Raw genomic sequence first — 13,303 nt, 5'->3', positions numbered from 1 at the left:
GAATTAAGGAAATAAAATGAAAACCATTCGAATTGGTTCCGGCGCAGGCTACGCAGGCGACCGCATTGAGCCTGCGGTTGAACTGGCCGAAAAAGGGGAACTGGATTACCTGGTGTTTGAATGTCTGGCAGAGCGCACTATCGCCATTGGACAAAAACAGAAGCAGCAGGATCCGAACAAAGGCTATAACGAACTGCTCGAAGCGCGGATGCGCGCGGTGTTACCGATCTGTCACGCCAATAGTGTGCGGATCATCTCTAACATGGGTTCCGCCAACCCGCTCGCCGCCGGAAAAGTGGTGCTGAAAATTGCCCAGGAACTGGGTTTGCATGGCCTTAAAGTCGCGGTGGTCACGGGTGATGAAGTATTGTCTCTCATACAGTCGATGGACCTGACGCTGGACGAAGCCAGTGTTCCCGTTTCTCGCTTTGAAAAAACCTTACTTTCCGCAAATGCCTATTTAGGTGCGGCGGGGTTACTGGAAGCGCTTGATTCCAGGGCAGATGTGGTGATTGCCGGACGCGTCGCCGACCCGTCGCTTTTTCTTGCACCGATGATGCATGAGTTCAACTGGGCCGCTGATGACTGGCATCACCTGGGCATGGGGACCTGTATCGGCCATCTTCTGGAGTGTGCCGGGCAAATCACCGGCGGATATTACGCCGATCCGGGGGTGAAGGATGTTCCTCATCTGGCACACCTCGGTTTCCCACTGGCTGAAGTCTGTGAAGATGGCAGCGCCACCATAACCAAAGTGGCGGGCTCTGGCGGACTGATCACCGAAGACACCTGCAAAGAACAACTGCTGTACGAGATTCACCGACCGGATCGCTATCTCACCCCTGACGTAGTCGCTGACTTCAGCCATGTGCGTTTTAGCCAATGCGGCCCGGATGAGGTGCGGGTGACCGGTGCGACGGGTGCGCCACGTACCGAAACGCTGAAGGTTTCCGTCGGTTATCAGGACGGTTTTATCGGTGAAGGCGAAATTTCCTACGCCGGTCCGGGCGCGGTAAATCGTGGGCGTCTCGCTCTCGACATCGTGCGTGAGCGCTTCGCGATTTGTCACTTTAACGCGCAGGAAATACGTTACGACCTCATTGGTGTCAATGCGTTGCATGGTGAAACGCGCGGTCAGTACAGCGCCCCCTATGAAGTTCGCGCTCGTGTTGCTGCCCGCTGCGCCACTCGCGCGCAGGCGGTTATCGTCGGCAACGAAGTGGAAACGCTTTATACCAACGGCCCTGCGGGCGGTGGTGGTGTCATGAAATCGGTAAAAGAAATACTGGCCATGGACTCCACCCTTATTCCGCGTCACTGCGTTCAACACCATGTTACCGTACTGGAGAATAAATAATGAAATTACGTGAAATAGCGCATTCCCGTACCGGAGATAAAGGAAATATTTCCAATATTTCATTAATTGCCTGGCGTCCGGAAGATTATGCCACGCTGGCAGAACAGGTCACCGCCGAAAGAGTCAAAACCTGGTTTGGCGATATTGTACAGGGCGAGGTGATTCGCTATGAATTACCGGAACTCGGCGCACTGAATTTCGTGATGCATAAAGCGCTGGGAGGTGGCGTTACTCGCTCACTGGCGCTGGATATGCACGGCAAAGGGCTGAGCTCCGCGTTGCTGGATATGCCCATTTAATTCTTTTCGGACAAGAGGATCCTCACTGTTCGGCGGGGTTTCATTACTCCGCCAGGGGATCCTTGTCCTCAATACAGCAAGTACACCATTATGCAAAACAAAAGAATAACGGCGGATAAATTCCGCGAACTATTACATGACGGCATGAGCATTATGTTTGGCGGCTTCATGGGCGTCGGGACGCCGGAATATCTGGTAGCAGAAATTATGCGCTCCGGTGTTAAAGCGTTGACGCTCATCGGCAATGACACCGCTTTTGTCGATAAAGGCATTGGTCCGCTGATTTCTAATGGCCAGGTCAAAAAAGTGATCGCTTCTCATATTGGCACCAACCCGGAAACCGGCAAGAAGATGATTTCCGGTGAGCTCGATGTTCAGTTAGTGCCGCAAGGAACGCTCGCCGAGCAGATCCGTGCTGGCGGCGCCGGGCTGGGGGGATTCCTCACGCAAACCGGGCTGGGCACAGTAGTGGAAGAAAATAAACAAACCCTGCTGGTCAACGGTGAGAAATGGCTGCTGGAACAACCTCTGCGCGCCGACCTCGCCATTCTTCTCGCCAGTCATGCCGATGAGGCTGGCAATCTCACCTATGACCTGACCGCCCGAAACTTCAACCCGGTAATGGCGCTGGCCGCCGACGTGGTTGTGGCCGAAACCCGCAACATCGGGGCGTTGGGAAGCATTCCTCCCGTGCACGTCATCACCCCTGGTGCGCTGGTGGATTATCTGTTCATGGAGGCCCAGTGATGAATGCAAAAGAACGTATTGCCCGCCGCGTAGCGCAGGAGTTACACGATGGCGACGTCGTCAATCTGGGCATTGGCCTGCCAACGCAGGTCGCGAACTACCTGGCCGAGGATATTCAGGTCACGTTGCAGTCAGAAAATGGTTTTCTTGGCCTCGGCCCTCTGGACGAGGTGAATGCCAGCCTTGTCAATGCAGGCGGTCAGCCTTGCGGCATGATCCCAGGTGCGGCAATGTTCGACAGTTGCTTCTCTTTCGCCCTTATTCGCGGAGGACATGTTGATGTCTGCGTGCTCGGCGGTTTGCAGGTTGATGAACGCGGAAACCTCGCCAACTGGATGGTGCCTGGCAAAATGGTGCCCGGCATGGGCGGAGCGATGGACCTCGTGGCAGGAGCGAAAAAAGTCATTATTGCGATGGAGCATTGCGCAAAAAATGGCGAACCGAAGCTGCTACATCAGTGCAGTTACCCCTTAACAGCGGTCGGCAAGGTCAGCAAAGTCATCACCGAACTCGCCGTATTCAGCTTTGTGAACGGCGAAATGATCCTTGATGAAATCAGCGACACCATCACGCTTGATGAACTTCGTGCGCGCACGGAAGCGAACTTCCGTCTTAGTGCACACCTGAAAACATTGCAGCCTGCGGGGACTCTGGCATGAACGACTCGATTGTGATTGTGAGTGCGAAACGCACCCCTATCGGTAAATTTGCTGGCAGCCTGGCTGACGTCCCGGCGGTAATGCTGGGCGCGACCTGTGTCAGGGCAAACCTGCTGGACCTTCCGTCAGATATCAACATTGACGAAGTGATCCTCGGCAACGTGTTGCAGGCCGGATTAGGGCAAAACCCGGCTCACCAGGTGACACATCACGCGGGCCTGGCGGAGAGCGTTCCGTCATTCACGGTCAATAAAGTCTGCGGTTCCGGGCTAAAAACCGTTGTGCTGGGCGCGCAGTCCATTCTGAGTGGTGATAATCAGACCTGTATTGTCGGCGGGATGGAAAACATGAGCGCCGCCCCCTACCTGCTGGCCCGCGCGCGCCAGGGATACCGCATGGGCAACGGTGAGCTGACAGACGTGATGATCCACGACGGTCTCTGGTGCGCCTTCAATGATTACCACATGGGGGTCACGGCAGAAAACATTGCCAAACGCTATAATTTAAGCCGTGAAGAACAAGACCAGGTGGCGCTGGCATCGCAGCAAAAAGCGAAAGCCGCAATCAACGCCGGTTATTTCAGACAGGAAATCGTACCGGTGACCCTGAAGCGTAAAAAAGAGGTCTGTCTGTTTGATACCGATGAGTTTCCACGTCCGGAGACCGATGCCAGTTCGCTGGCGAAACTGCGTCCGGCCTTTAAAAGTTCAGGGACAGTAACTGCAGGCAATGCCTCCGGCATCAATGATGCGGCGGCGACGCTGGTCCTGATGTCCGAACGCGCTGCGCGCGCGCATGGGATTACGCCGTTGGCGCGCCTGAAGAGCTGGGCGTCGGCTGGGGTGGATGCCAGTATAATGGGACTTGGGCCGATCCCGGCAACAAAACGGGCGCTGGAAAAAGCCAAAATGACAGTCAGCGATCTGGATTTAATCGAAGCCAACGAAGCCTTTGCCGCACAGTATCTGGCGGTTGCGCGTGAACTCGACTTTCCGGAAGAGAAAGTGAACGTCAATGGCGGCGCGATCGCGCTGGGGCATCCAATCGGCGCAAGCGGCGCACGGATTCTGGTAACACTGGTTCACGCGTTGCAGCAGCGCAATAAAACCACCGGGCTGGCAACGCTGTGCATCGGCGGTGGTCAGGGGATCGCCGTGATTGTTGAACGGCTGTAAGCGTGTCGTCTGCATGTCCCCGACACGCCAGGGACATGCAGTACGTTTAACACAGTTCCAGTTGAATATGGTTGTCCGAAATCACCTGCATAATGCCTGCGGGCGGCAGGGTGTCGGTATAAACGGCATCCACCATACTAATGCTGCCCATATTCACCATCGCGTTACGGCCAAACTTCGAATGATCCACCACCAGCATCACATGGCGGGAATTTTCAATGATCGCACGCTTAGTGCGCACTTCGTGATAGTCGAACTCCAGCAGCGAACCGTCGCTGTCGATGCCGCTGATCCCCAGAATGCCGAAATCAAGACGGAACTGCGAAATAAAGTCGAGCGTCGCTTCACCAATAATTCCACCGTCGCGGCTGCGCAATTCGCCGCCCGCGAGGATAATGCGGAAATCGTCTTTCGCCATCAGCGTGTTCGCCACGTTCAGGTTGTTAGTCACAATACGCAAATTGCTGTGACCGAGTAGCGCGTGGGCCACGGCTTCCGGCGTGGTGCCGATGTCAATAAACAGAGTGGAACCGTTGGGGATTTGCGTGGCCACTTTGCGCGCAATGCGCTCTTTTTCCGCCGTCTGAGTGGCCTTTCGATCGTGCCACGGGGTATTCACCGAACTGGACGGCAGCGCGGCGCCGCCGTGATGACGCAGAATCATGTTTTGATCGGCCAGATCGTTGAGATCGCGGCGAATGGTTTGCGGGCTAACGGAGAAATGCTCCACCAGCTCTTCGGTACTGACGTATCCCTGTTTTTTTACCAGCTCAATGATCGCGTCATGTCGTTGTGTTTGTTTCATTGTTATTCCCTGGAATCATGTTCGTTTTCGCGCATTCAGCGTGTCAGCCAGCGCCATCGCCAGTCCGACCGCCAGCCCGGCAATGTGTGCGCCATTCGCCATCGACATGCCGAAGAAATCCAGCCAACCGGCAACAATCCAGATTAACGCGAAAATAATCAGTCCGCGTTGCAAAAAGATACCGCTTTGCGGATCGCGTTCGCCGCGCAGCCAGACGTAGCCCATCAGCGCGTAGACCACACCGGACAGGCCACCGAACCACGGACCGCTGAATTTCTGCTGTACGTAGCCGCTCAGTAGCGCGCTGATCACGGTAATGACTATCAGCTTCCCGCTGCCAAGTCGCTTCTCTACCGCGCCGCCAAGATACCACCACCACAGCAGGTTAAAGAGGATATGCATCAGTGAGAAATGCATAAAGGCATGCGTGAAGTAGCGCCAGACATCAAACTTCAGTGACGGATCGAACGGCCAGGCCAGCCATACCATTACCGTCTGATCGCCCACGATATTTTGCACGATAAATACCACAACGCAGAGCGCCATGATAAACCAGGTGACCGGTCCGGCGCGCTCGCGCAGGGTGGCGAGAAACGGGAAGCGACGGTAGTGCAGGCCGCTGCCGGTATGCCCCGACTGCCAGCTGGCCGCAAGATAGCGCGGATCGGCAGGATTCTCCAGAAAACGCGCCAGCTCTGCCTGTACCCGTTCAGCCTGGGAGTCATCCGCCAGCCAGACATCGCTTTGCTGATGTTGTTGAATGGTCAGGATAACGCCCTGCGTCGCCATATAGTCGACAAAAGCCTGGGCCACGCGGGGGTTAGCAAAAGAAGTAATCATCAACATTGTTGCTGTCGCTTATTCCACACAAAAGAGGACAGTATATAGGCCCTTCTTCCTTCAGGCTGCATTTTGTTGGCTTAACCGCCATACGCCACTTCGGCGGGAAAGTTGCGGTGCCAGGCGTCAAAGCCGCCGTCTACGCTGTAGACCGCATCATACCCTTGCTGTAACAAATATTGCGCCGCGCCTTTGCTGCTGTTGCCGTGATAGCACATCACCATGACCGCCGTGTCAAAATCATGCTCGCGCATAAACGCGCCCAGCGTGTCGTTCGTCAGATGAAACGCCTGCGGAGTATGTCCCATTGCGAAACTTTGCGGATCGCGGATATCCACCAGCACCGCCGCGTCCTGATGCAGCTTCTGGTGCGCTTCTTCTACGTTGATACATTCAAACTGATCCATACATTCTCTTCTTTATCGTACAGGTTATTGCAGGTGACGTTTTTCAGGCATGTTACCGTGTAGTGTACGTCCCGGCGGCAGTGAAACGCCATAATGTTATATGTATCACTGTAAATTGTTTATTCGATGTTACCAATAGCGCGTTTCTTTGCTATTATGTTCGATAACGAACATTTATGAGCTATAACGAAAGTGCAAGAGGGCAGCATGGAAACCAAAGATCTGATTGTGATAGGGGGAGGCATTAACGGTGCCGGTATCGCGGCAGATGCCGCTGGACGCGGTTTATCCGTGCTGATGCTGGAAGCGCAGGATCTCGCGTGCGCCACCTCTTCCGCCAGTTCAAAACTCATTCATGGTGGCCTGCGCTACCTGGAACACTACGAATTCCGCCTGGTTAGCGAAGCGCTGGCCGAGCGAGAAGTGCTGCTGAAAATGGCGCCGCATATTGCCTTTCCGATGCGTTTTCGTCTGCCGCATCGCCCCCATTTACGTCCGGCATGGATGATCCGCATCGGTCTGTTTATGTACGATCACCTCGGCAAACGCACCAGCCTGCCGGGTTCGACCGGTTTGCGTTTTGGCGCAGAATCCGTTCTTAAACCAGAAATCGTGCGCGGTTTCGAATATTCTGACTGCTGGGTGGACGATGCCCGACTGGTGCTGGCGAATGCGCAGATGGTGGTGCAAAAAGGCGGTGAGGTGTTAACCCGCACCCGGGCTACCTCAGCGCGCCGCGAAAACGGTCTGTGGATTGTCGAAGCAGAAGACATTGATTCCGGCAAAAAATACACCTGGCAGGCGCGTGGTCTGGTCAACGCTACCGGTCCGTGGGTAAAAGAGTTTTTCGACGAGGGCATGCATCTGCCTTCACCGTACGGTATTCGCTTGATCAAAGGCAGCCACATCGTGGTGCCGCGCGTTCATACCCAGAAACAGGCGTACATTCTACAAAACGAAGACAAACGCATCGTGTTTGTGATCCCGTGGATGGATGAGTTCTCGATCATCGGCACCACCGACGTTGAGTACAAAGGCGATCCGAAAGCGGTGAAAATCGATGAAAGCGAAATCAATTACCTGCTGAAGGTGTATAACGCCCACTTTAAAAAACAGCTGGGCCGCGACGATATCGTCTGGACCTATTCCGGCGTACGTCCGCTGTGCGACGATGAATCCGATTCTCCGCAGGCCATCACCCGCGACTACACGCTGGATATTCATGATGAAAATGGTAAAGCGCCGCTGCTGTCGGTATTCGGCGGTAAGCTGACCACCTACCGTAAACTCGCCGAACACGCAATGGAAAAACTGTCGTCGTACTATCAGGGTATCGGTCCGGCGTGGACCAAAGACTGCGTGCTGCCGGGCGGTGAGATTGGCGGCGACCGTGAAGATTATGCCGCTAAATTGCGCCGCCGCTATCCGTTCCTGAGCGAATCACTGGCGCGCCATTATTCCCGCACCTACGGCAGCAACACCAGACTGATCCTCGGCGAAGCGACGTCGCTGGCGGATCTCGGCGAAGATTTCGGTCATGAATTCTACGAGGCGGAGCTGAAGTATCTGGTGGATCATGAATGGGTGCGCCGCGCGGACGATGCACTTTGGCGCCGCACCAAAGAGGGAATGTGGCTCAACGCTGAGCAACAGTCACGCATAACCCAGTGGCTGGCGGCGTATACGGAAAAACAGGCGCTGTCGCTGGCATCGTAAAACCAGCATTGGCGGATGACAGTTACGCCCTACCCGGCCTACAACGCGCGTTGTAGGCCGGGTAAGCGAAGCCCCCGGCGCTATGCCTGTTACAGCCGAACCGGATCGATATGCCAGATGGTATCGGCATACTCTTTGATGGTTCGGTCAGAAGAGAAATACCCCATATTCGCGATATTGAGCATCGCTTTTGCGGTCCACTCTTCTGGTCGACCATACAGCTCATCGACCTTGTCCTGACAATCCACGTAGCTGCGATAGTCAGCCAGTACCTGATAGTGGTCGCCAAAGTTAATCAGCGAATCCACCAGATCACGATAGCGTCCTGGCTCATCCGGACTGAACATCCCGCTGCCAATCTGCGTCAGCACCTGGTGCAGTTCTTCATCTTTCTCGTAGTACTCGCGCGGTTTGTAGCCCTGCCTGCGCAGTTCCTCCACCTCTTCCGCGGTATTACCAAAAATAAAGATATTCTCTTCACCGACGTGCTCCTGCATCTCGACGTTCGCGCCGTCCAGCGTACCGATGGTCAGTGCGCCGTTGAGGGCGAACTTCATGTTACTGGTGCCTGACGCCTCCGTCCCTGCCAGAGAAATCTGCTCAGAGAGATCCGCCGCCGGAATAATCAACTGCGCGAGGCTGACGCTATAGTTCGGGATAAACACCACCTTCAGCTTGTCGCCAATCTGCGGGTCGTTGTTGATCACCTTCGCCACGTCGTTAATCAGATGAATAATATGCTTCGCCATGTAGTACGCCGACGCGGCTTTACCGGCAAAAATATTCACCCGCGGCACCCACTGCGCATCCGGATCGGCCTTGATCCGGTTGTAACGGGTGATCACATGCAGCACGTTCATCAGTTGCCGCTTGTACTCGTGAATACGTTTGATCTGCACATCAAACAGCGATTTCGGGTTCACCACCACGTTCAGTTGCTGAGCGATATACACCGCCAGCCGCTTTTTATTTTCCAGCTTCGCATGACGCACCGCGTGATTCACCAGCGGAAAATCGCAGTGCTGCTCCAGTTCGCTGAGCTGGCTGAGATCGGTACGCCAGGTGCGGCCAATGTTTTCATCCAGCACCTCAGAAAGTGACGGATTCGCCAGCGCCAGCCAGCGACGCGGCGTCACGCCGTTGGTCACATTACAGAAGCGGGTCGGAAAGATAGTGGCGAAATCGGCGAACAGCGACTGCACCATCAGGTTGGAGTGCAGTTCAGACACGCCGTTCACCTTATGGCTGACGACCACAGCCAGCCACGCCATACGCACGCGGCGACCGTTGGACTCATCAATAATCGAGGCGCGTCCCAGCAGACCGGTATCGTTCGGATACTGCTCCTGCAGGGTTTTCAGGAAGTAGTCGTTTATTTCAAAGATAATCTGCAAATGGCGCGGCAGGATTTTACCAAGCATATCCACCGGCCAGGTTTCCAGCGCTTCACTCATCAGCGTGTGGTTGGTGTAAGAGAAGACCTGACAGCAGACTTCAAACGCGTCATCCCAGCTAAACTTATGCTCGTCGATCAACAGGCGCATCAGCTCCGGGATCGACAGCACCGGATGGGTGTCGTTGAGGTGGATGGCGATTTTATCCGCCAGGTTTTTGTAGGTTTTATGCAGTTGGTAATGACGGCTGAGAATATCCTGCACCGTGGCGGAAACAAGGAAATATTCCTGCCGCAAACGCAGTTCACGCCCGGAATAGGTAGAGTCATCCGGATACAGCACGCGCGAGACGTTTTCAGAGTGATTTTTATCTTCCACCGCCGCGAAGTAGTCGCCCTGGTTGAATTTACCCAGGTTAATTTCGCTACTGGCCTGGGCGTTCCACAGACGCAGGGTGTTGGTGGCGTCGGTGTCATAGCCGGGGATGATCTGGTCGTAAGCGACCGCCAGGATCTCCTCGGTTTCAATCCAGCGCGTTTTCTTGCCTTCCTGCTGGATACGCCCGCCGAAACGCACCTTATAGCGTGTGTTGTGACGTTTAAATTCCCACGGGTTGCCGTATTCCAGCCAGTAGTCGGGGGACTCTTTCTGCCGTCCGTCGACGATGTTCTGCTTGAACATGCCGTAGTCATAACGAATACCGTAGCCGCGTCCCGGCAGCCCTAACGTCGCCAGCGAATCAAGGAAACAGGCCGCCAGACGCCCAAGACCGCCGTTACCCAGCCCCGGATCGTTTTCTTCGTCGATCAGTTCTTCGAGATCGAGCCCCATCGCCTCCAGCGCGCCTTTCACATCGTCATAAATGCCCAGCGATAACAGCGCGTTGGACAGTGTGCGGCCAATCAGAAACTCCATCGACAGATAGTAAACCTGGCGAGTTTCCTGCGACAGCTGGGCCCGGTTAGAACGCAGCCAGCGCTCCACAAGACGATCGCGCACCGCAAACAGCGTGGCGTTCAACCATTCATGCTTATTGGCAATGACCGGATCTTTACCAATCGTGAACATCAGCTTATAAGCGATAGAGTGCTTAAGCGCTTCTACGCTCAGGGTCGGCGATGCATAGGTAAATGGAGCATTCATAATGGTGATTCCTGAATAACTATTTCAAGCGATAGTAAAGCTCGCGGTATGACTTCGCCGCGACTTGCCAGCTAAAATCCATCGCCATCGCTTGCCGTTGCACAAACCGCCAGAGCGAAGGTCGTGACCACAACACAAACGCACGCCGGATCGCCCGTAGCAGAGACCAGGCGTTGCTGTCCTCAAACACAAAGCCGCTGGCGATGCCGTCCGCCAGATTTTCCAGCGAACTGTCGGACACCGTGTCCGCCAGACCACCGGTACGCCGCACCAGCGGCAGCGTGCCGTATTTCAAACCATAAAGCTGCGTTAAGCCGCACGGCTCAAAACGGCTCGGTACAAGGATAACGTCCGCGCCGCCCATGATGCGGTGCGAAAAAGCCTCATGGTAGCCGATCTGCACGCCCACCTGACCGGGATGTTCCGCCGCCGCGGCAAGAAACCCTTCCTGCAATACGGGGTCGCCCGCGCCAAGCAGCGCCAGTTGACCGCCCTGTTCCAGTAAACCCGGCAGCGCTTCCAGCACCAGGTCCAGCCCTTTCTGACTGGTCAGGCGGCTCACGACGGCAAACAGCGGTACTTTGTCGTTGACCTTCAGCCCCATCGCAATCTGTAACTGACGTTTGTTCTCGGCCTTTTCTTCCAGTGAATCCCGGGTGTAGCGCGAGGCCAGCAGCAGATCCGTCTCCGGGTTCCAGATTTTTTCATCCACCCCGTTCAGCACCCCGGACAGTCGGCCTTCACGGTGGCGCTGCTGCAACAGCCCCTCCATACCGTAGGCGAACTGCGGTTCAGTGATTTCCCGCGCATAGGTTGGGCTGACCGCCGTAATATGGTCGGCGTAGTACAGACCGGCCTTCAGGAAGGAGATCTGTCCGTTAAACTCCAGACCATGCATATTAAAGAACGACCATGGCAGTTCGATGTCATTCATATGCTGTGCATAAAACATGCCCTGATACGCCAGATTGTGTACGGTAAAGACCGACTTCGCCGGGCGCCCGCGCGCCGCCAGATAGGCGGGCGTCAGGCCCGCGTGCCAGTCGTGCGCATGCACCACATCCGGGCGCCAGAACGGGTCAAGTCCGCAGGCCATCTCACAGCCCACCCACCCGAGCAGCGCGAAACGCAGCACGTTATCGGTATAGGCGTACAGGTTCGTATCGTGATACGGGCTCCCCGGACGATCGTAAAGATGCGGCGCATCGATCAGGTAAATCCCCACCCCGTTGTAATGGCCGAACAGCAGGCTGATCTTGCCTGCGAAGGTATCACGACGCGATACCACCTGCGCATCCGTAATGCCGCGCCGAATATCCGGGAACGCGGGTAACAGTACGCGGGCATCCACGCCGTCCGCAATTTGCGCCGCAGGTAACGCACCTAACACATCTGCCAGACCACCTGTTTTGAGCAGGGGGAACATCTCCGAACATACATGTAAAACCTGCATTATCGCTCCTGTTTGACGTGCAGTTTGCGCAGCATTTCGCGCGTAACTAAAACAATGCCTTCTTCGGATCGGTAGAAGCGACGGGCATCTTCTTCCGCGTTTTCGCCAATAACCATCCCTTCCGGGATAACGCACGCGCGATCGATAATGCACCGACGCAGGCGACACGAGCGTCCTACCCAGACTTCCGGCAGTAACACCGCCGAATCAATATTACAGAATGAGTTCACCCGTACCCGCGGGAACAGGACAGACTGCACCACCACCGAACCCGAGATAATACAGCCGCCGGACACCAGCGAGTTCAGGGTCATGCCGTGGCTGCCGGAGCGGTCCTGAACGAACTTCGCCGGCGGCAGGGATTCCATATGAGTGCGAATCGGCCAGTTCTGATCGTACATATCCAGTTCTGGCGTCACCGAGGCTAAGTCAAGATTGGCTTTCCAGTACGCTTCAAGCGTTCCGACATCGCGCCAGTAAGGTTCCGATTCCGGGTCCGACTGCACACAGGACAACGGGAAAGGATGGGCATAGGCCATGCCAGCTTTCGTGATGGACGGGATAATGTCCTTACCGAAGTCATGGCTGGAGGCGTCGTTAGCGTCGTCCTGTTCCAGCAGCTCGTAAAGGTAATCAGCGTCGAAAATATAGATCCCCATGCTCGCAAGGGACTTCGTGGCATCCCCTGGCATGGCGGGCGGATTCGCCGGTTTTTCAACGAAATCGATAATCTTGTCGTTTTCGTCCACCGCCATCACGCCAAAGGCGCTGGCTTCTTCAATAGGTACCGGCATACAGGCCACGGTACAGCGCGCGCCCTTCTCGACATGGTCGATGAGCATACGCGAGTAGTCCTGCTTGTAGATGTGGTCTCCGGCAAGGATCACCACGTATTCCGCTTTGTAGCGACGAATAATATCAAGGTTCTGCGTCACGGCATCGGCAGTGCCGCGATACCAGTTTTCACCCTGCATTCTTTGCTGCGCGGGCAACAGGTCGACAAACTCGTTCATCTCTTCGCTAAAGAACGACCAACCGCGCTGAATATGCTGAACCAGAGTGTGAGACTGATATTGCGTGATCACGCCGATACGGCGGATCCCGGAGTTAATACAGTTGGATAAAGCAAAATCGATAATGCGGAACTTACCGCCAAAATGAACGGCCGGCTTTGCGCGCTTGTTCGTTAAATCTTTCAGACGGGTACCCCGCCCGCCCGCCAGAATCAGGGCAACGGATTTCAACGGCAACTGGCGCGCCAACATTAAACGGTCGTTCTTCTCTAAACTCACCATGACTAACTCCTTT

At 55.4% G+C, this 13,303-nt stretch carries 12 protein-coding genes; 6 read left to right on the top strand and 6 right to left on the bottom strand.

The genetic code is table 11. The features are described 5' to 3' along the window. Positions 1–16: 16 nt before the first annotated feature. From OGY07_RS03205 to OGY07_RS03185, 5 genes are all read left to right on the top strand, one after another. Positions 17–1,357 carry an acyclic terpene utilization AtuA family protein gene (locus OGY07_RS03205; RefSeq protein ID WP_286598606.1) on the top strand — a complete coding sequence of 447 codons (1,341 nt, stop codon included), beginning with the start codon at positions 17–19 and terminating at the stop codon, positions 1,355–1,357. Beyond that, on the top strand, positions 1,357–1,656 hold the full coding sequence (locus tag OGY07_RS03200; protein WP_211935139.1) for an AtuA-related protein: 300 nt from the start codon (positions 1,357–1,359) through the stop codon (positions 1,654–1,656). The genes OGY07_RS03205 and OGY07_RS03200 overlap by 1 nt, the downstream gene beginning before the upstream one ends. Positions 1,657–1,746: 90 nt before the next feature. Further along, positions 1,747–2,403 carry an acetate CoA-transferase subunit alpha gene (gene atoD / locus OGY07_RS03195; protein WP_286598603.1) on the top strand — a complete coding sequence of 219 codons (657 nt, stop codon included), beginning with the start codon at positions 1,747–1,749 and terminating at the stop codon, positions 2,401–2,403. Continuing rightward, the gene (locus tag OGY07_RS03190; RefSeq protein WP_181823228.1) at positions 2,403–3,062 is read left to right on the top strand and encodes a 3-oxoacid CoA-transferase subunit B; all 660 of its coding nucleotides are present in this window, start codon (positions 2,403–2,405) and stop codon (positions 3,060–3,062) included. The genes atoD and OGY07_RS03190 overlap by 1 nt, the downstream gene beginning before the upstream one ends. Further along, the gene (locus tag OGY07_RS03185) at positions 3,059–4,237 is read left to right on the top strand and encodes an acetyl-CoA C-acetyltransferase (RefSeq protein ID WP_286598600.1); all 1,179 of its coding nucleotides are present in this window, start codon (positions 3,059–3,061) and stop codon (positions 4,235–4,237) included. Before OGY07_RS03190 ends, OGY07_RS03185 begins: the two co-directional genes overlap by 4 nt. Positions 4,238–4,283: 46 nt before the next feature. Here the strand turns inward: OGY07_RS03185 and OGY07_RS03180 are convergent, their stop codons facing one another. The 3 genes from OGY07_RS03180 to glpE all read right to left on the bottom strand — a co-directional run bounded on the left by OGY07_RS03180 (position 4,284) and on the right by glpE (position 6,289). After that, entirely contained in the window at positions 4,284–5,042 is a 759-nt protein-coding gene (locus tag OGY07_RS03180; RefSeq protein WP_042286437.1) for a DeoR/GlpR family transcriptional regulator, read from the bottom strand. 15 nt (positions 5,043–5,057) lie between these two features. Beyond that, positions 5,058–5,888 carry a rhomboid family intramembrane serine protease GlpG gene (gene glpG, locus OGY07_RS03175; RefSeq protein WP_042286439.1) on the bottom strand — a complete coding sequence of 277 codons (831 nt, stop codon included), beginning with the start codon at positions 5,886–5,888 and terminating at the stop codon, positions 5,058–5,060. A 74-nt stretch (positions 5,889–5,962) separates the two neighbouring features. After that, positions 5,963–6,289, bottom strand: coding sequence for a thiosulfate sulfurtransferase GlpE (glpE, locus tag OGY07_RS03170; RefSeq protein WP_286598597.1), 327 nt, complete (start codon positions 6,287–6,289; stop codon positions 5,963–5,965). A gap of 207 nt (positions 6,290–6,496) precedes the next feature. Here glpE and glpD point away from each other — a divergent pair, with 207 nt between their 5' ends. Further along, a complete protein-coding gene (gene glpD / locus OGY07_RS03165) occupies positions 6,497–8,005 on the top strand; it encodes a glycerol-3-phosphate dehydrogenase (RefSeq protein ID WP_042286444.1) in 1,509 nt (502 codons plus the stop codon). Positions 8,006–8,094: 89 nt separating this feature from the next. On the opposite strand, the gene glgP is transcribed toward glpD, so the two are convergent. The 3 genes from glgP to glgC are packed head-to-tail and all read right to left on the bottom strand — an operon-like array spanning position 8,095 to position 13,290. After that, on the bottom strand, positions 8,095–10,542 hold the full coding sequence (gene glgP, locus OGY07_RS03160; protein ID WP_042286448.1) for a glycogen phosphorylase: 2,448 nt from the start codon (positions 10,540–10,542) through the stop codon (positions 8,095–8,097). A 19-nt stretch (positions 10,543–10,561) separates the two neighbouring features. Beyond that, on the bottom strand, positions 10,562–11,995 hold the full coding sequence (gene glgA, locus OGY07_RS03155) for a glycogen synthase GlgA (protein ID WP_042286452.1): 1,434 nt from the start codon (positions 11,993–11,995) through the stop codon (positions 10,562–10,564). Then, entirely contained in the window at positions 11,995–13,290 is a 1,296-nt protein-coding gene (gene glgC / locus OGY07_RS03150) for a glucose-1-phosphate adenylyltransferase (protein ID WP_042286454.1), read from the bottom strand. The genes glgA and glgC overlap by 1 nt, the downstream gene beginning before the upstream one ends. Between the last annotated feature and the right edge of the window lie 13 nt (positions 13,291–13,303).

The organism is Citrobacter sp. Cs237 (assembly GCF_030332325.1).
Classification (GTDB): domain Bacteria; phylum Pseudomonadota; class Gammaproteobacteria; order Enterobacterales; family Enterobacteriaceae; genus Citrobacter_A; species Citrobacter_A sedlakii.
The sequence above is the reverse complement of the archived record's forward strand: the minus strand, read 5'-3'. Positions and strand labels throughout refer to the sequence as shown.